The organism is Roseateles oligotrophus (assembly GCF_025717515.1).
Taxonomy (GTDB): domain Bacteria; phylum Pseudomonadota; class Gammaproteobacteria; order Burkholderiales; family Burkholderiaceae_C; genus Paucibacter_A; species Paucibacter_A oligotrophus.
Genome location: NZ_JAJIRN010000004.1, coordinates 151,897 through 173,236 on the forward strand (window position 1 = coordinate 151,897; position 21,340 = coordinate 173,236).

Consider the following 21,340-nt stretch of genomic DNA (forward strand, 5'->3'; position numbering starts at 1 on the left):
TTACTCACCCCGCCGGCGCTTGTGATGCTCAACAGGCAAGGGCACCGCGGTGCGTTGGGCGATCCGCAAAACGGCCGAGCGCGAACGCGGATTCGCCTGCACCTCGGCCTCACTGGGCTTGATGCGGGCAATCGCCTCTAGCGCCAGCGGCTTGGGCTCGGCGAACAGCGCGCGCCGGTCGACCACCTGCTTGCTATGGCCGCCGATGAAGTTCTTGACGATGCGGTCTTCGAGCGAGTGGAAGCTGATGATGGCCATGCGGCCACCGGGGGCGAGCAGCGCCAGCGCTGCGTTCAGCCCCTGCTCAAGCTCCTCAAGCTCGCCGTTGACGTGAATCCGAAGAGCTTGAAATGTGCGCGTGGCGGGGTTCTGACCCGGCTCGCGAGTCTTGACCGCACGAGCCACGACTTCGGACAAGTCATCCGTGGTTCGGACGGCTCGGCCCTCGAGGCGGCGAGCAACAAGCGCCTTTGCAATTTGCACAGCAAACCGTTCTTCCCCATAGTTGCGCACGACCTCCGCAATCTGGCGCTCATCGGCGCGGGCCAGGAAATCCGCGGCACTTTCGCCGCGGGTGGTGTCCATGCGCATATCCAGCGGGCCGCTGAAGCGGAAGCTGAACCCACGCTCGGGGTTGTCAATCTGCGGGCTCGACACACCCAGGTCCAAGAGCACGCCTTGCACCTGCTCGATACCGATCGCGCGCAGCTGCGCGCGCATATCGGCAAAGGCCGAGTGAACAATCGTGAAGCGCGGGTCGCTGATGCGATCCGGCCCTTCGGTCGCAGCGGCGATTGCCTCCAAGTCGCGATCGATTGCAATCAAGCGCCCTTGGGGGCCCAGCTTACTCAGCAAGAGGCGCGAATGCCCGCCTCGGCCAAAGGTGCCATCGACATAAATGCCGTCGGGTGTGGTCAGAACGTTGTCGACCGCCTCATTCAAGAGCACGGTGGTGTGAGAGAACTGGGGGGCTGGCGTTTCCATCAGAAGCTGAAGTCCTTCAAGGCGTCCGGCAATTCGGACTGCATCACCTGGGCTTCATGCGCGGCATAGGCGGCCGCATCCCAGAGTTCGAAATGACTGCCCATCCCCATCAAGATCACGTCTTTTTGCAGGCCGGCGGCGGCGCGCAATTCGGGCGAGATCAGCACGCGCGCGGCGCCGTCGATCTCGACATCCATTGCATTACCCAGAAAAACGCGCTTCCAGCCCGCGGCCGACATCGGCAAGGCGGCGACCCGCTCCCTAAAGCCCTCCCAAACCGGGCGAGGAAACACCACCAGACAGCCGTCGGGGTGCTTGGTCACGGTCATTTGCCCGGCGCAAAGCGCCTGCAAAACCTCACGGTGGCGTGTGGGGACGGCCAAACGCCCCTTGGCATCCATTGCCAAGGCCGAAGCCCCCTGAAACACAAAATTCGCCACGGCGACCCACCAAAATGCACTAGTTCCCACTTTACTTGCAGAAGCCACAAAGGTCAAGGTAGATCAAAGATTTTTCAATTAAATCAAAGACTTAGCGGCAAGTCCTAAATTGACCAAGACGTAAAACTTGTTCAAAAATAAGGACTTGCGCGATGGTCTGCATGTTGAAGATGAAGTGAGCGTCTCAAACGCTTGCAAGCTGTCACCAGCGTTTCACGCGGCGCTGTCACGCTTTTGCCTTTGATTCCTCAGGTGCACGCTTCATGCCCACCGGCTTCCATCTCTTGATCGCCGCCCAATTCGCCTCGGCCCTGGCCGACAACGCGCTGCTGATCGTCATCATTGCCAGGCTCCTGGAGCTGAATCTGCCCGCCTGGTGGGCACCGATGCTGAAGTTCGGCTTCACGATTTCATACGTGGTGCTGGCGCCCTTCGTCGGCCCGCTGGCAGACGCCCTGCCAAAAGCTCGGCTGATGGCATGGATGAACGGCATCAAGCTGCTCGGCGTCTTCGGCCTGGCCTTGGGCTTGCACCCGTTTGCCGCCTTTGCCATCGTCGGCTTTGGTGCGGCCGCCTATGCACCCGCCAAGTACGGCTTGGTGACCGAACTGGTCGGGCCGCAGCGCCTGGTGATGGCCAATGGTTGGCTGGAGGTCAGCGTCGTCTGCGCGGCGCTGTTCGGCACGGTCTTGGGCGGCTTGTTGGTCAGCCCTTGGTTGCTGGGCCTGAGCGGCCTCAATACCGCGCAGCAATGGCTGCAAGGCTTGGCTTGGCTGACGCCCAGCCGCCTAGCCCCGTCGATAGGCTTGTTGATACTCGTCTACGGCTTGGCCGCCGCACTCAATCTCGGCGTACCCGCCAGCGGCGCCCGCTACCCCAGCAGCCGCAGCCTCCACCCCCGCTGCCTGTGCCGGGACTTCTGGAAGGCTAACCGCAAGCTTTGGGCCGACGCCGACGGCGGCCTCTCGCTCGCCGTCACCACCTTGTTCTGGGGCGTAGGTGCGACCTTGCAGTTTGCCGTGCTGCGCTGGGCCGCCGATGTGTTGCATTTGCCGCTGTCGCAGTCGGCCTATTTGCAGGCTGCCGTGGCGCTGGGCGTGATTGCGGGCGCAGCCATTGCCGGGCGCTGGGTACCGCTGCATGCGGCCAAGCGCATGCTGGCATTCGGCGTGCTGCTGGGCCTGTTGATTCCGGCGGTGGCCAGCGCCGGCAGTTTGCTGCTGGCGATTCCGCTGTTGGTGCTGATTGGTGCCGTCGGCGGGCTGATGGTGGTACCGCTGAACGCCCTGCTCCAGCACCGGGGCTATAGCCTGCTCAGCGCCGGCCGCTCGATCGCCGTGCAAGGCTTCAACGAAAACGCCAGCGTGCTGGCGATGCTGGCGGCATATGCGGGCTTGTTGGCGCTGGATGTTTCCATCGTGACCGTGATGTGGGGCTTCGGCCTGAGTATCGCCCTGGCGATCGCCGGGCTGATGTGGCGCGAGGCCCGGAGCATGCCTGAAGCAGCCGGGCCGATCACACATTAAAAAGCTCCGGCCTGCTTTTAGACGACGCGGCGTTGTGGCGCCACGATGGGCGAACGATAAGGCTGCTCGGCACGGTGGATGACCGAGTCGAGCACCCCCTCGAAGCGCCCGACGATGCTGCTCCAGTCCAAGGCTTGGGCCGTCACCGCAGCCGCCTCGCCCATGCGCAGGCGGCCCGCTGCATCGCCGGCCATATCAATCGCCGCCTGCACAAAGCCGGCCGCGTCATCGATCTCCACCACATGGCCATTCACGCCGTTGCGGATCAACTGCGCGGCGGCCGCGTAATTGAATGCCAGCACGGCCAAGCCACTGGCCATCGCCTCGGTGGTGACGTTGCCGAAGGTCTCGGTCAGGCTGGGGAACAAGAACAGATCGGCACTGGCGTAATGGGCAGCCAAGTCTTCGCCCTTGCGCTGCCCTGCGAATATCGCGTTAGGCAAGCGCTGCTGCAGCTCTGCCTGCTGCGGGCCGCTGCCGACCACCACCAGCTTGGCGCGCGGATCGTTTTTGCTGATCGCCTCGAAGGCAGCAATCAAGGCCGGCAGATTCTTCTCCGGCGCGATCCGCCCGACATAGACGGCCACCAGAGCATCCGGCGCCACGCCCCATTGCTCACGCAGGGCCTGACTGCGCCGCAAGGGCGAGAACTGCTGCACATCAACGCCGCGCGACACCACGTTCAGATGCTTGAAACCACCCGTCTCCAGTTCGCGGCGCAAGGCCTCGGTCGGCACCATCGTCGCCTGCGTGCGGTTATGGAATTTGCGCAGATAGGCCATGATGGGCTTGTAGAGCCAACCGATCCCGTAATGGCGGCTATAGGCGTGGAAATTGGTGCGGAAGTCCGAGCAGACCGGCAGCTTCAGATGAATCGCCGCCTGCAGCGCCGACCAGCCCAAGGCGCCCTCGGTGGCGATGTGAACCACATCGGGCCGGTGCAGTGACCAGAGCTGCACCAAGGCACGCTTGGACGGCAGACCCATGCGCAGATTCGGGTAGCGCGGAATCGGCAGACCGCGCATCAGCACCTCCTGAAAGCGCACGCCGGTCTCGGCGGCATCGCTGGCATCTTGGCGCGGTCGGATCAGCTGCACATCATGGTTGCGGGCGTGCAGGCCTTCAACGATGCGAGAGATCGTCATCGCCACACCATTGACCTCGGGCGGATAAGTTTCCGTCACGAAGGCGATGCGCAAGGAGCGCTGTGCCGCAGGGTAGTTATCTACCAGAATGCCAGGAGACGAAAAGGAAGTAACGTTCTTCATGTGCGCATAGTGCACGGCGCGCGTAACAGTTCGATGACAGATACAAAACATTACGGTCGCGCGAACGTCACGGAATTTTCATGCAGCGCGGTCACCATTCCGTCGCGGCATGCCGGCCCATCCCGGGCGGCAGCTCTTGCACCTGAACGATACGAGGACGTGCGCGTGAACGACAAGCCTTTTCTCCAAACTCTTGCCCACACCCTGAGAGTGCAGCGCTGGGACGACCACCGCTACTACCATCACAGCCGCATCAATCAAAGCCTGCATCTGCTCAGCGCGATCTTCTTCCTGATCTCTTATGCAATGCTGTTCTTCAACCCGGCGATGGCAGCGCTGCTGGCCTGGTGCGTGTCGATGACCAGTCGTCAGGCGGGGCACTTCTTCTTCGAACCGCGCGGCTACGACCATGTCAATCAGGCCAGCGATCAGCACAAGGAAGAGATCAAGATCGGCTACAACATCCAGCGCAAGATCGTGCTGCTGGCGATCTGGGTCGCGATCCCCGCCGCGCTGTGGCTACAGCCCTCGCTGCTGGGCTTGATCCAGCCGGCCAACGATGTGCAAGGCTGGCTGCATGACGTCGGCATCGCCTGGCTGGCACTCGGTGCGGCCGGCCTGATCTTCCGCGTCTTGCAGTTGTGGATTCAGCAAGACCTGATGACAGCCGTGGCCTGGATGACCAAGATCCTGACCGACCCCTTTCACGACATCATGCTGTATCACAAGGCACCGCTGTACCTGCTGCGCGGCGAGTTGATCGACCCGATGGACCATGTCTCGCATGATTTAAATGCGAAACACGGTTGAGTCGATTGAGCTTTAGGATTTGCTGCCCCACGCCTGCTGCAGCATTTCCTTCAGCAGGCCGCGCTTGATGGCCTTGTTCGTCAGCGCGGCATCTGCCTCCCACCAGCCCTCGGCCCGCATCGTTTGAGCCGCCTTGACGAAGCGCTGCGTGACTTCATCAAAGTCCGCATCGCTGTAGTTGAGGCTGAAGATCAAGCGCCCGGTACCGACCCAACTCAAGGCCAGCCCTTGCTCGCGCAGATAGAACTGCAACATCCAGTTGTAGCGCGAGGGCTCGGTGTAGAACACCGTCCAGATTGACTGCATATGCGCAACCCGTACCGGCAAGCCCGCCCCCTGCAATGCCGCATTGAAACGCTCGGCGCGCGCGTTCCAGCGCTCATCAAGCCCGGCGTAAATGTCCTTCACGGCCGGTGTTTCCAGCCTATCCAGGAACACCTTCATCGCGCCCATCACATAGGGATGCGAGTTGAAGGTGCCGCGGGCAAAACAGATGTCGGCCGGGCGCTCCTCGCGAAAGCGTTTCATCAGCGCCTGCTTGCCGCAGACCACGCCGACCGGCAGGCCGCCGCCCAGCGTCTTGCCGTAGGTGACCATGTCGGCACGCACGCCGAAGTATTCCTGCGCGCCGCCCGGCGCCAGCCTGAAGCCCAGGAACACCTCGTCGAAAATCAACACGATGCCGCGCTCGCTGCAGACCTCGCGCAAGGCCTGCAGCCAGGCGGCGTAGGCGGCGCGGTCGTAGCCGGCGCTTCTGGCGCTGTCCAAGAGTTGCGAGTCACCCGGTGCGCCCTTGTTCGGATGCAGCGCCTGCAGCGGATTGATCAGCACGCAGGCGATGTCCTTGCGGGTGCGCAGCACCTGCAGGCTGCGCGCATCCATCTCCTGCAGCGTGTAGGTTTCGCGCGGCGGCAGCGGGTTGCCGATGCCGGGCTGCACATCCTCCCACCAGCCATGATAGGCGCCGCAAAAGCGCACCAGGTGCTTGCGCTTGGTGTGATAACGCGCCAGCCGCACGGCCTGCATCACCGCCTCGGTGCCCGACATATGGAAGGACACCTCGTCCAGCCCCGAGATGGCCTTGAGCCGCTCGACGTTGTCGGCCACGCAGGGGTGGTAGGCGCCCAAGACCGGCCCGAGTTGGTGCGTCAAGGCGATGCCTTCGTCGACGCAGTCGCGGTAGAAGTCGTAGCCGAAGACGTTGACGCCGTAGCTGCCGGTCAGGTCGTAAAAGGCATTGCCGTCCAGGTCCACGACCTCGACGCCGGACGAGGCCTGCAAAAAGCTGCCGGTCTTGATGTGCTCGCGCAAATAGGGGCTGTACTGAAACGGCACCCGGTAGCTGCCGGTGAATTGCAGGTCCGAAATGCCCTCGCGGGCGCGCGCCGTCATTGCAATGCTCTTGGCATAGCGCTGGGCAAAGGTCTCGCTCAGGCGTTTGAAGCCGATGCGGCGGCGGCTGACGACCTCGGCCGGCGCCGCGTCGGAATTGAAGAAGCGCTCTTCGTCATAGGCATAGCCGGGAATGAAACCGGCCAAGCGCTTGGCCATGCGCGAATGGCCGGCGAGCGAGCGGTGTTTGGCGCGCGACAACTCCAAGCGCCGTTTGGCGCGCGGCAGCGTCCAGGCCAAGGCGGCCAAGGCCAGGGCGGAAAGCGCAAAAGTTTGTTCCATGACGTAGGTCGAAGTAGTTCGGTCCCTCTATCTAAACAGCGCTGCTTGACAGCCTCGTGAATATGACAATTTCTCTGCGAAAGATGCTCCAACAGGAGGATCTGAACTTTCTGCTGACCAACCGGATTCCGCGCATCGCGCTGACAAGGCTGATGGGCAAGTTCAGCCAAATCCGCCATCCGTTGCTGGCCCGCGCTTCGATCGCGATCTGGCGGCTCTTCACCGATCTGGACCTGAGCGACGCCAAAAAACAAAAGTTCGACAGCCTGCACGACTGCTTCACCCGTGAGTTGGTAGCGGGCGCACGCCGGGTCGATATGGCCACCGAGGTGTTGAGCAGCCCCTGCGACGCCATCGTCGGTGCCTGCGGCCAAGTCGAAGGGCGGCAGATCTTTCAGGCCAAGGGCTTCCCTTATTCGATGCAGGATCTGTTCGGACCAACGCAAGACACATCCGCTTTTCAAGACGGCATGTTCGTCACGCTGCGCCTGACCTCGGCGATGTACCACCGCTTCCATGCGCCGCAGGACTGCACGGTCGAACATGTCACGCATATCGCTGGCGACACCTGGAACGTCAACCCGATCGCACTGAAGCGAGTCGAGCGCCTGTTCTGCCGCAATGAGCGGGCGGTGCTGAGATCAAGGCTGAAAACCGGCGAGCAAATCGCGATCGTGCCGGTGGCCGCGATCCTGGTGGCCAGCCTAAGACTGCACTTTCTCGACCTGCTGCTGCATGTCGATTACCAAGGCGCTAACGAATTACCCTGTCGGGCCAGCTTCAAGAAAGGCGAAGAGATGGGCTGGTTCCAGCATGGTTCCACCATCATCGTGTTCGCCCCCAAGGGCTTCACCTTGAGCCCGGGGATCGGAAACGGCAGCAGGATTCGAACGGGTCAAGCCTTGATGCAATTACCCCAACCGAGCTGAATCAGCGCCCGGACCCTTGCCGCCGCAAGAGCATTGCGACCAAACCCGCGGCCACCAAAGCCAAGCTGCCGGGCTCCGGCACCGGGACGGGTGGCTGGGCCTCGCAACCGGCCACGCAATACAGACTGCCGAGCTGCCCTTGCAACTCGGCGTCGGCCGACTCGTAGCGAAAACTGTTGAAAGAAAAATTGCCCAGGGTCAGGCCGCCAAGCGGCAAGGCGTCACTGTCGAAGACGCTGGCCGACACATCGATCAGGCTGAGCGAAAACACCTCGCTGCCGCTGCCGTTCTGGGCCAAAGCGCCCCATTGATCGGCGCCTTGCAAATCATTGCTGACCAGCATATTGAAGCTGCTGTCAAGCAGCAAGGCCGGGCCGCCGTCGAAGCTGACGCTCATGCCCCAGGGCGCGCCGGCATGCGCATAGGCGGCGGTGCTGGGGTCGGCAATGGCGTCGAGGGCGACGCTGTCGAAGCTGAAGCTGCCGGTGAATTGCTGCCAGCCGCGCTCGGCCGTGTCGCTGGCAACCACGCCGCTGAACTCATAGGTAATTGGTGAGGCGTTCGCCGGACCCAAGACGGCCAGCCAGCCCAGCATGAACAGGCTTGACAGTGAAGACAGGGTTTTGAATTTCATGGTGTGCTTTCGTTGGAGGTGTGGCGAGGCCGGCCAAGCTGACCAGGACCTCAATCGGAGGGAAATAGCCCCGGTGGATCGGGTTCGGCGGCGCGATATGGCGGACTTGGCGAGGGTGGTGCTGCGCCAGCAAGCCCGGGCGCCAGTTGGCCCAACAACCAGACGCGGCAATGGTGGTTCGCGCATTGCGTCGCGTAGCTGGCCTGGCCTTGAAGCAGCAGCGCCCAGGCCTGCTGCGGGTCGCGGCCACGCCAGCGCAAGCTGAGCGGACGCGCCTCGTTCAACAAGGCCAGCTCACCCAGCAGCTCGCTGCCGGTCTGTGCGGCCAAGGCTGTGGTCAGTTCGGCCAAGGTTGCGGCTTTGGCATCGATCACCAGATCTTGCCCCTCCCACCGGATTGAAGGCCCGATGGCTGGAGCAAGGTCTGACCCCTCCTCTGCCACTGCCGGCTCGGGCGCAGACGTCGCCTCGATCAATGCTTGCGGGGGGGCAAAGCTCGGCGCCATCGGCCGGGCTGCTGCCGAGGTCAAGTACAACCAAACCCAGATCAGCAGCATGACGACCAAGGGCCAACCCTGCGCGGGCCCTCGCTTGTCGACCGGTTTGCGGGCTAGCCGCAGCAGCTGCTGGGGCACCGGCAGGTTCAAGTCAAAGGTCTTGGCCATGGTCAAGGGCTCCGCTTTGTTGCTGCGCCTGAGTTCAGAATGGCGTGCCGCCGTCCATATTGCCGCCCATCGACTGAATGCTGCCGGTGCGGTTGACGCCATTGAACTGCAGGTTGACGCCACGCAGCACGCCTTTGTCGACCCCGGCAATTCGGTTTCCATAGGCAAAACTGTCCAGCAAAGAAACGACCTGCGAGTTCAGACTAAAGCCAATGCTCCCGTTGTTATTGGCTTGGCTGCGTTCAATCAGCCCATTGAATACGTTCAGGCCGTTTTCACCATTGAGCGTGGCAATCAGCCCACTGGCACGCAGGTACGGGCCTTTGGCTGCGTTGGAACTCAGCCCAGCTCTCACGTTGCGGGACAGCAGCAGGTCTGCCAGCACGACACCACCTTGGGTGCCGTTTCCCAAATAGACCACGTCAATTCCATAGTCGAAGCCGGAGACCGTGCCATTGCGAACGGTCGCGGCGTCAGCCACCACACGAACCCCGATCGAGCTACCTACGGTGCCGGAGCAAGTGACCACCTTGGTGCCGTCGTTGCGGCTGCAATCGCCCGTGCCCATGATGCTGAAGCCGTTCAAATCCAGCGTCACGTTTTTGCCGGTGATTTCAATGCCATGCACGCCGGCCGGCACCTGCAGATTGCTCTTCAGCACATAGTGGCCGGGCTGGCTCAGGGTGATGGGGTAGCCCGGTGCATCGCCCGGCAGCGAGTTGCCGGCCAAAGCCTTGTTGTGGTCGAGCGTGGCTTGGGCCATCGCGCTGCCGCCAGCGGCCAGCAAAATGGCGGTGATCATCAGGGTCTTCAAAGTGTTGATATTTTTCATGGTCAAGGTTCTCCGTCAGGTTGTTTACAAATGTGAAGGGGTCAGGGATTGAGCCTGCCGTCGTGGGCAATTCCGCTCACTGCATCCGGCGGCGGCAATGCACGCCGATCAGCGCCAGGCCCGCGAACAACAGCGCATAGCTCGCCGGCTCGGGGACGGGTGCCATGGCCGTGAGCACACCGCCGTCCTGCAATGCGAAGGTCTGGCCGCCCAGGTAGGCGTTATCGCCCAGGCTGGCGTCGTAATAGATGTTGAAGCCGTTGCCGGTGATGTTGCTAACCGCTCCGCCGGCCAGCGCCACGCCCGTGACACGGCCCACATAGAGCGCCGCACCGATGCTTGCATTGCCATCGGCCAAGGCCAGATGCGCGCCGCCGGCGAGTGCCAGCTCACCCCAACTGAAATTGTTCTGGGAGCCTGCCGCACTGAAGCCCAATTCCTCGCCGGCCAGCAGCATGGTCTTGCTGCCTGGGCCGGCAAACACCAGGCTTGCCGCGCCCGTCTGCCACTGCGAGGCCTGTGCGCTGTGGTTGATGAAGTTGCCGCTGAAGATGAAGCTGTCGCCTGTTTCGCCGACCAGGAAACCCTGCTCGTTGACGATCAGGTTGCTGAAGTGGTTCTCGGACGGGTCGCTGATGTAAGCGCCGTTGTTGGTGAGCGTGCCCTCAAAGACCACCTTGCCTTTGATCGTGCGGATGGTGCCGTTGTTCACCAGGTCGCCGGTGATCAAGGTCTGGTTGTTGCGCACCAGGAAATCCGCGCCTGCTTCATTGCTGACATTGCCGACGATATTCGTCGGGCCATAGAAGTCCACATTGCCGAGATTGCGAAGATCGCCGCTGAGCGTGCCGAAGCCGGTGACCGTGCCGCCGGCAAAGTTGCTGAGCTTCGGTGTCGCCAGCGTGCCGCCGAGCAGGGTGACGACCTTGCCGGACTGATTGCCGAGATTGGCATCGAACACGACTGCACCGGCGGAGTTCACGTCGATATTGCCGTTGTTGCTGACGCTGCCGGCATTGACGTAGACATTGCTGCCGACGCCGTTGCGCAGCTTGCCGCTGTTGACAAAGCTCGCGCCGGCCAGGGTCAGGTCACCGCCCTTGGATTGCAGGGTGCCGGCGTTGTTGACGTTGGCCAAGATGCTGCCCTGGCCCGTGATGGTGCCGACGCCGTGGTTGTAGAGCGTGCCGCTGCCGATGACGCTGTGGTCAGCCACCAGGCTGCGTGTGACCGTCAAGGTGCCGCTGTTGGTGAAGGTGGCGTCGATCTGGGTGATCGAGCTGCTGCCGAGCTTGATATTGGCCGAGGTGCCGCCGTCTTTGCTGACCCAGAGTTTGCCGTTCTGGTTGATCACGCCGCCGGTCATGCTGCCGCCATCGAAGACCAGCTTGCCGTTGGCATTGATATTCAGGCTGACGGTGTTCAACAGGCCACCGCTGAGGGTGTAGGTGCCGGACGCCGCGCCGCCGAGTTGCGTGGACCCAGCCACCACAAAGCTGCCGCCCGTTTGGGCGAAGCTGCCCTTGCCGGCCGCGCCAATGCTGGCATTGTTCGCGTTCAGCACGCCTCCGGACAGATTGACCTGGCCATCGCCGCCATCGGCTTGGCCGACGATGAAGGCCGTCGTCTGGTGGGAGCCCGCGCTTTGCTCGAAAGTGCCAATGGTCTTGTCGCCGACGATGGTCCGGTTGCTGCTGAGGCTGCCGCCCTGAAGCTTGTAGAACCCGTTGACATAGCCGGAAAGCGCAAGGTCGCCGGTGATGGTGTGGGTGCCGCCCGACTGATTGAAGCTGGCCCCGGCGCCGTTGATCGAACCCACGCCAACAGCGGCGCTGTTGAGTATGCCGGTGCCGGACAGGTGGTACGCGGCACCGGGCCCGAACACCGACAGCATATTGGTGATCGTGACGCTGCCGGCACCGTGCAGGAAGCTGCCGGCGTCCGAGATGAGCAACTTGTCCCCCGTGAAGCTGCTGCTGCCGGCAATCTTGTAGCTGCCGCTGCCATTGATCGCGGACTGGCTGCCGCCCGACACGGTGCCCCCATTCTGATTGAAGAGGCCATCGGCCGACACGGTGATACCGCTGCCACTCACCACCTTGCCGCTGCCGGACAGCAGATATTGCGAGCCAGCACCCACGCCAATGCCGTACTGGTTGTTGTGCGTACCGCTGCTTTGAGAAAACTGGCCCTTGTAGAGATCGCTGCCTTGCAAAAACCCGAGCGAGACGTAGTTGGTATTGAGCGTGCTGCTGCCGGACATCGCGTAGCTGGCAAGGGCATCGCTGCTCAGAAATATGTTCTTTGCGTTATTGACGCCGCCGGTTTGCGAGAAACTCATGCTGCCGAGGCCTCGCATTTCCAGCAACTCGGTGTTGAGCGCGCCACCTGACAGGATGTATTGACTCTTGGCATTCGCGTTGGCGGCGTTGCCCGTCATCTTCAGGCGGGTCGCGGCTGTGAGGACGCCCGCTGACTGCGTGATGCTCGCACTGCCCGCAGCTGCGGCCACGATGTCGATATAGTCGCTGCTGAAGTTCGAGGACGCACTGTTGATATTGAGCGTCATGTTGCCGCTGGAGGATGCCTTGATTTCGGTGTAGTCGTACACCTTGCCTGGATTGAAGCCAAAGGTGACCGTGCGTGCAGTCGTCGTGGCGTTGTCGAGGTAAGCGTAGTCACCGGTGTCCGGGGCCGTCGTGACGACGCCTGCCGAGGTTTTCCAGCAATTGGCCGTGTTCCAGGCCACGGTATTGGCGCAAGCCCAGTACTTTGAAGCCGCCTGTGCTGCTGGCGCAGCCAAAGCCAGCAGGGCGGCGCTGGCCACCAGGGCCAGCGGGTGGAGCTTGAAAGGAGCGGCAATACGGTGCGACATGATGAATTCCTTGCAGTGGTGATCGGATGAACAGGAGTGATGGGGTCAGGGCTTGCGCCTGCCGTCGGGGCCGGTCTGCCGCAGCAGCGCCATCAACTGACGCGCCGAGCCAAACTCGAGCTGCCGCCCGCAGACCACATGCTCCAAGCGGCCGGTCAATTCACCGGCGGTGGCGCTGTCGGCCAGCTTCAGCACAAAGACCCTTTCCAGGGGCATTGCGGCAGGCGCTGGCTTGTTGGTGTGGTGTGTGGAAGGCATGGATCACAGTGTCTGCAGCCCTGCCGCCCAAGTCCTCAACTGCGGGTTAGCGTTTGGTTAGCGTTGCGCGTAAACAGGGGGGCAGGTCGAACATTTGGCCTGCTAAAGTGCCCCGCATGCCTGCCCTAGAGCCCTCAACTCAGCGCTTGGCCTTCGGGCCGTTCGAGATCGACTTGCACGCGCAGCGCCTGTTGCGCGAGCAGCAGCCGGTGGCGCTGCGGCCGCGCTATTTCGATGTGCTGGTATTTCTGGCCCGCAGCGGCGGGCGGCTGGTCACCAAGGACGAATTGCTGGACGCCGTCTGGGGCCATCGCCATGTCAGTGATTCGGTGCTCAAGGTCGCCATCAACGCCTTGCGCGTCGCGCTGGATGAAGACGCCAAGGCCCCGCGCCATCTGGAGACCGTGTCGCGCCGAGGCTACCGGCTGCTGGGGGTCAGCGATGCGCAGCCCACAACGGGCGGCCAGGCAGCGGGCGCGACGGTGGCTGCAGCAGCCAGCCAGCCAAACCTCAGCCTAGGCAATCTGCCCGCAGCCCAGGCCGGGCTGATAGGCCGCGAGGCCGACTTGGCTCAGCTGCAGGGCTTGTTCGCCAGCCAGCGCTTGATCACCTTGCACGGGCCTGCCGGCGTGGGCAAGACCCGTCTGGCCCTGAGCGCCGCCCACCATGCGGTGCCGACCGACGGGGTCTGGCTGATTCGGCTCGATGCGCTGGCCGACGCCGAGCCCCTGCTGGCCACGGTGGCGCGCACCCTGAACCTGGGCGCGGGCACCCAGGCCAGCGCCGAGACCCTGGCGCGCGCGCGTTGGCGCCGCTGTCCATGCGCCTGCTGCTCGACAACGCCGAACACCTGGTTCAAGCCGTCGCCGAATTGGCCACCGCCCTGCTGAACCATGCGCCGCGCCTGCAGTTGCTGGTGACCAGCCAGTTGCCGCTGCGCGTCAGCGGCGAAACCGTGCTGGCCGTGGCGCCCTTGGCCGTGCCAAGCGATGCGAGCGAAGGCTTGGACAACAGCGACACCGCCGCCGTCCAACTGCTGCGCCAACGCGCCCAGCAACATGACGCCGCCCTGCCCTGGACGCCGGCCGCCGCCGCCTCGGCGGGCGCCATTGCCCGCATGCTGGACGGCCTGCCCTTGGCCTTGGAGTTGGCCGCCGCGCGCGTCCCGCTCTTGGGTTGGGCCGGCGTACATGCCCGGCTGGACGAGCGCTTTGCCCTGCTGACCCGCGGCGAGCGCGGCGCACCCGAGCGCCACCGCACCTTGCGCGCTGCGCTGGCCTGGTCCTGCGCCTTGCTGCAGCCCACCGAATTGCGGTTGCTGCAGCGTTTGTCGGTGATTGCCGGCAGCTTCAGCCTGGACGCCGCCGCAGCCGTGCTGGGCACAACCGTCGATGCCGAACTGCTGGACGCACTCGACGGCCTGCGCGAGCATGCGCTGCTCAGCAGCAGCGAGAGTGGCATTGCGCCGCGCTGGCGACTCTATGACAGCGTGCGCAGCTATGCCGCCGAAGGTCTGCAAGCCAGCGGTGAACAGACCGAGGCGATGAGCGGCCTGATCGACCATTTGATCGCCTTGTTTGAGCAAGCCGACCTGGACCTGCTTGAAATCTTCCTGCGCCCCTGGTTGGCGCAACTGAAGCTTGAGGACGACAGCTTGCGCGCCGCGCTGCAAGCCGCCTTGCAGCAACCCGCGCTGCAATTGAAAGGCGTCGCGCTGTTTTCGGCCAGCGCCAACTACCGGGCCCGAGCCGGTCACAAGCGCGAACTGCAGCAAGACCACGCGCTGATTGCCACCCTGCCGCGCGATCACTGGCCGGCGCGGCTGCAAGCCTGTTTTGATTTGGCGCTGAGCCATCTCGGCGTGCTGGCCCAAGTGATCTCGCCGGCCCTGGCGCTTGAAAGCGCGCGCCGCGCCCAGCAAGCCTTTCGAGAACTGGGTGAATTCCCTGCGCTTTACGTCGCGCTTGATCGCGAAGCTGGAGGCTTGATGCGCCAGCAAGCACCGCTGGAGCAACGCGTGGATGCCATCGCCCGCATGCGGGCACTTGAGCCCGAAGCCTGGGGCACAAGGCAGCGTCGCTTTCGCGCCTGGCACGACCTGATGCTGCTGCGGGATATGGGCAATGACAGCCTTTATGAAGACCGCATCACCAGCTACCTGGCCAGCTCACGCGCCCAGGGAGATGACTACGGCGCTTGGAACTCCGCGCAACTATTGGCCCAGCTCAAGAGCAGTCAGGGTGATCTGGCGGCAGCCACCCAACTGCTCGACCAGGCGGTGACCGAAATGCGCAGCACCGGCCAGCTGCTGCAGAACAAACCGGTGCTGGCCCAATGGGCCTATTTGCGCATCGCTCAAGACGCTCAAGCCTGCACCATTCAATTGCTGCGCGAGGCCGTTGCAGCATTGCAAGCCGAAGCCATGCTCTGGTGGATGGCCGACGCGCTGGCCTGGCTGCCGGCCCATCAGGGCCGCTGGCTTGACGCGCTGCGCCTGCAAGCCTGGGCCGACGGTCTGGTCACGCAGCGCGGCGACAAACGCGGCCCGATGTTCAAGGCCTTGCGAGAGCGTTTGCAAGAGAAGTTCCAGGCTCAGGCACCGGAACTGCCGGACTCGCTGTCGCAAGAAGCGTTGGGTCTTGATGAAACCACCGCCCTGGCGCTGAGCTTTGGCCCGACGGAATTAAGAGTTAGCCAATTGGCCTGAGCGGCACCGGCCGAGTGACGCATCTCAACGCTCGGCCAGCGCCAGCCGCAAGGCCAGGCCAATGAAGACCGTGCCGGCCAGCCAGTTCAGGCCGCGCTGCGCGCCGACGGAACGCTTCAAGACGCGGCTGACCGCGCCGGCAAAAAAGGTGATGGAGCCAAACGAGATCAGCGTGGCAACGATGAAGATCAGGCCCAGCTGCGCGATCTGCCAAGCCACCGCGCCCTGACTTGCATTGACGAACTGCGGCAGCAGCGCAAGGAAGAAGAACACCACCTTGGGGTTGGTCAGATTCATCACGACGCCGCGCCCATACATCTTCAGGGGGCTCATGCCGGCCTGCTCTTGCTCGGCCAGCGGGCCGACCGGCGCACGCAAGACCTGATAGGCCAGATATGCCAAATAGGCGGCGCCGGCCAGCTTCAAGACCGTGAAGGCGGTGGCCGAGGCGGCAAACACCGCCGCCAACCCCAAGGCAATCGCCAGCGTATGCACCATCAAGCCGGTGCATAAGCCCAGCACGACATAGAAACCGGCACGCCGACCATGAGTGGCCGACTGGATCAGCACGAAGACGTTATCGGGCCCCGGCGTGTAGCCCAGGAGCATGGCCAGGGTGAAGAAGGTCAGCGCGGTTTGGAGGGTCAGCATGGGTAAGGAGAAAGGCCAGCGAGTCAGGGCCGGCGATTATCGACCAGCCGGCTAAGGTGCGACCCTTGGGATGATGATCTCGAACCGAGCGCCCTCGCCGGGCTCGCTGCTGACGGTGATGCTGCCGCCCAGCACCGAGCCGACGATGTTGTAGCTGATATGCAGTCCCAAACCACTGCCTCCCTGCCCCAGCTTGGTGGTGAAGAAGGGCTCGAACACATGAGGAAGATTGGTGGCGCTGATGCCGCAGCCGTTGTCGCTGAAGTTGATCTTGACGCGGTCATCATCCAGCACCACGGCTTGCAGCGTCAGCTGCCCGTTGCGCTGGCCGTCAAGCCCATGGATGAGCGCATTCAGCACCAAATTGCTCAATACCTGGCCGAGCGGGCCGGGGAAGCTGTCAAGCTCCAAGCCCGGTGCCACGTCAAGATGCAACTCATGACCGTCGCGGCGCAAGCGATTACCCAGTGTTTGCGCAATCTCCCCGCACAGCTGGTGCAGCTCAAAGGGGCGGCGCTGCTCGGAGGTCTGGTCGACCGCCAATTGCTTGAAACTGGTGACCAGGCCGGCCGCACTCTGCAGGCTGCGCACCAGCAACTCACTCGATTCCTGATTGGCCTGGCAGTATTGATCCAACTCGGAGCGCCGGATGCCGCCCTGGCTCAGATGCTGCGCAAACTCCCGGCCGCGATCCAGCAAGGTGCTGGCCATCAACAAGCTATTGCCGATGGGCGTGTTCAACTCATGCGCAACGCCCGCCACCAAGGCCCCCAGCGCGGCCATCTTCTCCTGCTCGACCAGTTTGGTTTGGGTCAGTAGCAATTGACGGTAAGCATCGGCATTGTCGAGTGCCACCGCCGCATAGGCGCCCAGGGTACTCAAAATCGCCAAATCATTGGCCGTGAAGGCGTGGCTGCGCTCGCTCAACATAAAGAGCAGCCCGACCACCTGGCCCTTCAGCAACATCGGCGCATAAATGCCCGAATTCACCGCCGCTGGATCGGCGCCGCTTTGCAAGAGAACCCGGCTGGGCCCTTCCTGCTTGTAGAGCACGCGGCTATCGCGTTCGATTTGGTCCACCAGCATCGCTTTGCCTTGCAACACCGTTTGTACCGACGGCATCTCGACCGCGACCAGACTGCGCACATAAGGCATGCACGCTTCGCCGCTGTGCATGACGAAGTCAAACGCCAAGGTGCGAGCCTTCCAATTGACCAGGCCGAGCCCGAACACCGCGGCCTCGATCAACTCACCCACCTGCTGATAGAGCGTGCGCTGAATCGATTCCACATCCAGCGAGGAGGTGAGCTGACGCCCGATTTCGCTCAGCAGCGTGATGTCATGTCGCGCCTTTTCGGCCGCCTCCCTGGACTGCACAGCCAGCGCTGTTTGCGTCAGGGCGATTTGCTTCTCCTGCGCCAATTGCTGTGTGCGCGCCGCCACCTCCCGCTCCAGTCGGCTGCGGGCCCTGTGCAATTTGCGCACACGCAAGCGGTAGGCCGTCCCCAGCGCCAGCAGGGTCAGCAAAGCCAGCCCGCTGATCCACCACCAGCTGCGCCAAAACGGCGGCAGCACCTCGACCTCCAGCAATTGCCTGGCTTCGCCCCAGACGCCGTCCGGGTTGGCCGCCATGGCCATCAAGCGGTAGCGCCCGGCATCCAAGTTCGTGTAAGTGGCCAGGCCCACATTGTCTTGGCCATAGATCCAATCGCGGTCAAAGCCTTCCAGCTGCCATGCATGCTTGAGCAGTGGATTCTTGTCGAAATGCAGTGCCGACAGCTCAAAGCTGACCATTGCCTCACGGTGACTCAGGCGAACCTTGCTGGCCCGGTGCAGCGGCCCTGTGATGCCAAGATCGGCCAGACTCAAGGGTGGCCCGCTGGCGCCGGCCTGTCCGGTACTCGCCGGCGCTGCCTCGGGCTGCAAAGAATGATTGAACACGCGCAAATCGCTGAGCACGACTTGGGGTGCATGGGTGTTGTCACGCAAGGCCTCGGGCCTGAAGTGCAGCAAACCCTTGCCGCCGAAGTAAAGCGTTCCGTCAGCGGCACGCGCTGCCGCAGCAAAGTTGAAACCGCCGCCAAAATGGCTGGCGCTGGGATAGAAGCGCGCCCGCCCCTGTTCGGGCAGAAATTCGGTCAACCCATGCTCGCTGCCCAACCAAATACCGCCGAACTGGGCGTCTTGTATGGACTCAAACGCGCCCGACGGCATGCCGGGCGACGCGGCGAAGGATTTGAGCTCCCACGCTCCGGCTCCTTTGCTCAGCAATTCAAACAATCCTAATTCGGTGACCAGCCAAATGCGCCCGCCGCCGTCCTGGCGCAGACCGTAGACCTGCAGCGCGGCCGGGTTGGGCAGATCGGCATTGCCCTGTACCGGCTGCAAAAACGTCTCGGCGTGCGGGTCCCAAAGATGCAGGCCGCCTTTGCTGCCTATCCAGAGCCTCCCCTCGCGGTCTTGCATCAAGGCATCGATGATGGCGTGATTCAAAGCCCCGGCGCGGCTCGCATCGGCCTGAAAGCTGTGCACTTGCCCCTTGCCGTCTATGCGGTAGAGGCCGCCCGAACTGCCGGCCCAGACTTCCCCGTTCTGCAGCTTCAAGAGTGAGCTGATCGAGGCCCCCGCCGCAGAGTTCTGGCGCAACTCGATCGTGCGGCTGCGCTGGGTTTTCGGATCGAAGAGCTGCAGCCCGTGCTCACCGCCGACCCACAGCCGCCCATCCGGCTCGCGCAACAGGGCCTTGATATGGGTCAGCGGCATCGCTGTGAGCGAAATCCGCTGGGTCTCGCCGCTGGCCAAATGCAAGCGGTTCAGCCCTCCGCCATAGGTGCCGACCCACAGATGATCGGCACCATCAAAGGCGGTCGCCATCACCACATCGCTGGACAGGCTGCTCGGGTCGCCGGGCAGGCTCAGATAGGCGGCAAAACGGCGCCCGCCAAAATCCGCCAGACTCACCCCCGACAGCAGGGTGCCGACCCAGAGGATGCCGCTGCGGTCTTGCATCAGCGCGCCGATCGAGTCCGCAGCCAGGCTGCTGTCCACCGCCGGCAAATGTTGAAAACTCTCAAGCCGCTCGGTGCCCTCGCGCCAACGGTGCAGCGCCGGACGGCTGCCCTGCCCGACCCACATCGCCCGGTCCCGGTCCAGCAGCAAGGCAAAGACACGCTCACGGGGCAATTGCAACTTGGCGGCCAAGGGGTCGGGGCGCGGCGGCCCGCTGTCCGGCGGAATTTGCCAGGTTTGCAAGCCTGCGGCCATGCCAACCCACATGCGCCCTTGGCCATCCAGCGCGAGGCGATTGACCATCAAGTCGATGGGCTTGAAGGAAGCGGTAGATAGCCCGTCAATTGTGCTGAACTGTTGGCCGATACGACCGGCCGAATCAATATGCAAGACTTGGTGGCCGCGACTCACCCAGACACCGCCTTGGCCGTCGGCCAAGAGGGCACGTGCCGGCGTCTTGTCGGGTGTCATGGCAGTCGAACCCGTTTGCCAGGGCATAAAGCGTCGGCTCGCTTTGTCAAACAAGAGCAGGCCGCCGACGCTGGCCACCCATAAGCGACCGGGCGCAGCGGGAGCCAAAGCCAGGATCCGGCGCTCGGCCAAACCCATACCCTCGGGCATGGGCTGGCGTTGGATCTTCTCGCTCGCCAGGTCCAGGCGGTCCAGACCGGCTCGCGTGCCGATCCAGAGCTGCCCTTGCTCGTCCTCCAGCAGAGCGTCAATCAGGGAATGGCTGAGCGTGTCGGTCTGATCCAGGCGCGCATAAAAAGACTTGATGCGGCGTCCGTCGTACCTTGCTAGGCCCGCTGTAGTGCCCAGCCAGACCAAGCCTTGGCTGTCTTGCACCATGCTGATTACGGCGCCGCCGGGCAGGCCGTCCGCCACCCCCAGTTGCGAAAAGCGCAGACTGTGCAGCGAGTTGGCCGAGGCTTGCGGCACGGCCAGCAGCCAGGCCAGCAAAACTGCCAGCCACAGCAGCAGAGTCAATGCCCGCACTGTTCTAGGCAAGGCCAACAACATCGGCAAGCGCCCCAGTAAAGCCAAGTTCAGCCTCCCAAATTGTTTGCGCAAGCATAAGCCTTGGCTCGCCTTTGCGCAGTTCGGGGCTCTACCGATAAGACGGCCAAATCGACCGATTGCTTGGAACTACTCGGCGCAGACGTCCCTCACGCAGCCCCGCAACCAACGGTGCGTCAGGTCTGCATCCAAGCGCGGGTGCCAGAGCATGGAGACGGTGAACGGCGCAAGCGGCAGCGGCAGCGCGAAGCTGTGCATGCCGGCATACAGAACTCCGCTGTGCCGCTCGTGCACGCAGGTGACCAAGTCGGAGGCCCGCACCAAGGCCAGCGCGGCCGCGAAGCCCCCGACCGTCGTGGCAATTTGTCGCTGCAGGCCCAGGCCCGCCAAGGCGGCGTCGATCGGGCCTTTTTTGTCGCTGTCCCGCCTAGATACATGGACATGGGCGGCGGCGGCAAAGCGGGCGGGCGTGATTTCTTCTCCATCGCTCAGCGGATGGCCCGCCCGTACGACGCCGATATAGCGATCGCGAAACAAGCGCTGTGCGCGCACTTCCGGGCCGATGGCAGGGTCCACCACGCCGGTTTCCAGATCGACCGAGCCGTCGCGCAGCGGCCCGCTGTCCTTGTCCAGCTTGTGCAAAAAATGCAGACGCACGCCCGGGGCCTCGCCGGCAATGCGCGCCAGCAGTTGGGCCCCGAAGTTCTCCACAAAGCCCTCGCTGGCCCGCAGCGTGAAGGTTCGGTCAACCTGCCCGAGATCGAGCTTGCCGGCCGGCCGCAGCGCCGCCTCGGCATCTTGAACGAGTTGGCCGATGACATCGCGCAGCGCCAGCGCACGAGGCGACGCCACCATGCCGCGACCCGCGCGCACCAGCAACGGATCGCCGGTCGCCTCGCGCAGCCGCGCCAGCGCGCGGCTCATCGCCGACGGGCTCAGGCGCAGCCGCCGGGCAGCGCCCGCGACGCTGCCTTCAGCGAGCAACACATCCAGGGTGAAAAGCAAATTGAGATCGGGTCTGGACAAGCTGAGGCTCCGAGTTGTTGGCTCTAAGTTGCTGC

17 protein-coding genes are annotated in these 21,340 nt (G+C 63.5%); 5 read left to right on the forward strand and 12 right to left on the reverse strand.

Translation table 11 applies throughout. The features are described from left to right. Together rsmH and mraZ are read right to left on the reverse strand one after the other, a co-directional pair. A complete protein-coding gene (gene rsmH, locus LNV07_RS09790) occupies positions 1-984 on the reverse strand; it encodes a 16S rRNA (cytosine(1402)-N(4))-methyltransferase RsmH (RefSeq protein WP_263570982.1) in 984 nt (327 codons plus the stop codon). Then, positions 984-1,412 carry a division/cell wall cluster transcriptional repressor MraZ gene (gene mraZ / locus LNV07_RS09795; protein ID WP_263571266.1) on the reverse strand — a complete coding sequence of 143 codons (429 nt, stop codon included), beginning with the start codon at positions 1,410-1,412 and terminating at the stop codon, positions 984-986. Before mraZ ends, rsmH begins: the two co-directional genes overlap by 1 nt. Before the next feature lie 275 nt (positions 1,413-1,687). Between mraZ and lplT the strand changes: the two genes are divergently transcribed. Continuing rightward, positions 1,688-2,950, forward strand: coding sequence for a lysophospholipid transporter LplT (gene lplT / locus LNV07_RS09800; RefSeq protein WP_263570983.1), 1,263 nt, complete (start codon positions 1,688-1,690; stop codon positions 2,948-2,950). Positions 2,951-2,967: 17 nt separating this feature from the next. Here lplT and LNV07_RS09805 read toward each other — a convergent pair whose 3' ends face one another. Continuing rightward, positions 2,968-4,218, reverse strand: a complete 1,251-nt coding sequence (locus LNV07_RS09805; protein ID WP_263570984.1) for a glycosyltransferase family 4 protein — start codon at positions 4,216-4,218, stop codon at positions 2,968-2,970. A gap of 165 nt (positions 4,219-4,383) precedes the next feature. Here LNV07_RS09805 and LNV07_RS09810 point away from each other — a divergent pair, with 165 nt between their 5' ends. Beyond that, complete coding sequence (locus LNV07_RS09810) at positions 4,384-5,028, forward strand: hypothetical protein (protein ID WP_263570985.1); 645 nt, start codon at positions 4,384-4,386, stop codon at positions 5,026-5,028. A 12-nt stretch (positions 5,029-5,040) separates the two neighbouring features. On the opposite strand, the gene LNV07_RS09815 is transcribed toward LNV07_RS09810, so the two are convergent. Continuing rightward, positions 5,041-6,702, reverse strand: coding sequence for an aminotransferase class III-fold pyridoxal phosphate-dependent enzyme (locus tag LNV07_RS09815; protein WP_263570986.1), 1,662 nt, complete (start codon positions 6,700-6,702; stop codon positions 5,041-5,043). An 83-nt stretch (positions 6,703-6,785) separates the two neighbouring features. Between LNV07_RS09815 and asd the strand changes: the two genes are divergently transcribed. Next, positions 6,786-7,631 (forward strand): archaetidylserine decarboxylase, encoded by an 846-nt coding sequence (gene asd / locus LNV07_RS09820; protein WP_263570987.1) that lies wholly within the window; start codon positions 6,786-6,788, stop codon positions 7,629-7,631. A gap of 1 nt (position 7,632) precedes the next feature. Here asd and LNV07_RS09825 read toward each other — a convergent pair whose 3' ends face one another. From LNV07_RS09825 to LNV07_RS09845, 5 genes are all read right to left on the reverse strand, one after another. Beyond that, on the reverse strand, positions 7,633-8,265 hold the full coding sequence (locus tag LNV07_RS09825; RefSeq protein WP_263570988.1) for a PEP-CTERM sorting domain-containing protein: 633 nt from the start codon (positions 8,263-8,265) through the stop codon (positions 7,633-7,635). Between the two features lie 50 nt (positions 8,266-8,315). Continuing rightward, positions 8,316-8,930, reverse strand: coding sequence for a hypothetical protein (locus tag LNV07_RS09830; RefSeq protein WP_263570989.1), 615 nt, complete (start codon positions 8,928-8,930; stop codon positions 8,316-8,318). A gap of 34 nt (positions 8,931-8,964) precedes the next feature. Beyond that, positions 8,965-9,762, reverse strand: a complete 798-nt coding sequence (locus LNV07_RS09835; RefSeq protein WP_263570990.1) for a hypothetical protein — start codon at positions 9,760-9,762, stop codon at positions 8,965-8,967. Positions 9,763-9,838: 76 nt separating this feature from the next. Then, the gene (locus LNV07_RS09840; RefSeq protein ID WP_263570991.1) at positions 9,839-12,637 is read right to left on the reverse strand and encodes a PEP-CTERM sorting domain-containing protein; all 2,799 of its coding nucleotides are present in this window, start codon (positions 12,635-12,637) and stop codon (positions 9,839-9,841) included. A gap of 45 nt (positions 12,638-12,682) precedes the next feature. After that, complete coding sequence (locus tag LNV07_RS09845) at positions 12,683-12,895, reverse strand: hypothetical protein (RefSeq protein WP_263570992.1); 213 nt, start codon at positions 12,893-12,895, stop codon at positions 12,683-12,685. Positions 12,896-13,011: 116 nt separating this feature from the next. Here LNV07_RS09845 and LNV07_RS09850 point away from each other — a divergent pair, with 116 nt between their 5' ends. Together LNV07_RS09850 and LNV07_RS09855 are read left to right on the forward strand one after the other, a co-directional pair. Next, complete coding sequence (locus LNV07_RS09850) at positions 13,012-13,785, forward strand: winged helix-turn-helix domain-containing protein (protein WP_263570993.1); 774 nt, start codon at positions 13,012-13,014, stop codon at positions 13,783-13,785. Then, entirely contained in the window at positions 13,716-15,602 is a 1,887-nt protein-coding gene (locus LNV07_RS09855) for an ATP-binding protein (protein WP_263570994.1), read from the forward strand. Before LNV07_RS09850 ends, LNV07_RS09855 begins: the two co-directional genes overlap by 70 nt. A 24-nt stretch (positions 15,603-15,626) precedes the next feature. Here the strand turns inward: LNV07_RS09855 and LNV07_RS09860 are convergent, their stop codons facing one another. The 3 genes from LNV07_RS09860 to LNV07_RS09870 all read right to left on the reverse strand — a co-directional run bounded on the left by LNV07_RS09860 (position 15,627) and on the right by LNV07_RS09870 (position 21,305). Continuing rightward, on the reverse strand, positions 15,627-16,253 hold the full coding sequence (locus tag LNV07_RS09860) for a LysE family translocator (RefSeq protein ID WP_263570995.1): 627 nt from the start codon (positions 16,251-16,253) through the stop codon (positions 15,627-15,629). 51 nt (positions 16,254-16,304) lie between these two features. Beyond that, positions 16,305-20,258, reverse strand: a complete 3,954-nt coding sequence (locus tag LNV07_RS09865; RefSeq protein ID WP_263570996.1) for a two-component regulator propeller domain-containing protein — start codon at positions 20,256-20,258, stop codon at positions 16,305-16,307. 150 nt (positions 20,259-20,408) lie between these two features. Continuing rightward, the gene (locus LNV07_RS09870; protein ID WP_263570997.1) at positions 20,409-21,305 is read right to left on the reverse strand and encodes a LysR family transcriptional regulator; all 897 of its coding nucleotides are present in this window, start codon (positions 21,303-21,305) and stop codon (positions 20,409-20,411) included. Positions 21,306-21,340 lie beyond the last annotated feature (35 nt).

Bases quoted from the DNA above. Each gene is read 5' to 3' on its own strand.
- rsmH (WP_263570982.1), bottom strand. From the start codon at position 984: ATGGAAACGCCAGCCCCCCAGTTCTCTCACACCACCGTGCTCTTGAAT.
- lplT (WP_263570983.1), top strand. From the start codon at position 1,688: ATGCCCACCGGCTTCCATCTCTTGATCGCCGCCCAATTCGCCTCGGCC.
- LNV07_RS09805 (WP_263570984.1), bottom strand. From the start codon at position 4,218: ATGAAGAACGTTACTTCCTTTTCGTCTCCTGGCATTCTGGTAGATAAC.
- LNV07_RS09815 (WP_263570986.1), bottom strand. From the start codon at position 6,702: ATGGAACAAACTTTTGCGCTTTCCGCCCTGGCCTTGGCCGCCTTGGCC.
- asd (WP_263570987.1), top strand. From the start codon at position 6,786: ATGCTCCAACAGGAGGATCTGAACTTTCTGCTGACCAACCGGATTCCG.
- LNV07_RS09825 (WP_263570988.1), bottom strand. From the start codon at position 8,265: ATGAAATTCAAAACCCTGTCTTCACTGTCAAGCCTGTTCATGCTGGGC.
- LNV07_RS09830 (WP_263570989.1), bottom strand. From the start codon at position 8,930: ATGGCCAAGACCTTTGACTTGAACCTGCCGGTGCCCCAGCAGCTGCTG.
- LNV07_RS09835 (WP_263570990.1), bottom strand. From the start codon at position 9,762: ATGAAAAATATCAACACTTTGAAGACCCTGATGATCACCGCCATTTTG.
- LNV07_RS09840 (WP_263570991.1), bottom strand. From the start codon at position 12,637: ATGTCGCACCGTATTGCCGCTCCTTTCAAGCTCCACCCGCTGGCCCTG.
- LNV07_RS09845 (WP_263570992.1), bottom strand. From the start codon at position 12,895: ATGCCTTCCACACACCACACCAACAAGCCAGCGCCTGCCGCAATGCCC.
- LNV07_RS09850 (WP_263570993.1), top strand. From the start codon at position 13,012: ATGCCTGCCCTAGAGCCCTCAACTCAGCGCTTGGCCTTCGGGCCGTTC.
- LNV07_RS09855 (WP_263570994.1), top strand. From the start codon at position 13,716: ATGCGCCTGCTGCTCGACAACGCCGAACACCTGGTTCAAGCCGTCGCC.
- LNV07_RS09860 (WP_263570995.1), bottom strand. From the start codon at position 16,253: ATGCTGACCCTCCAAACCGCGCTGACCTTCTTCACCCTGGCCATGCTC.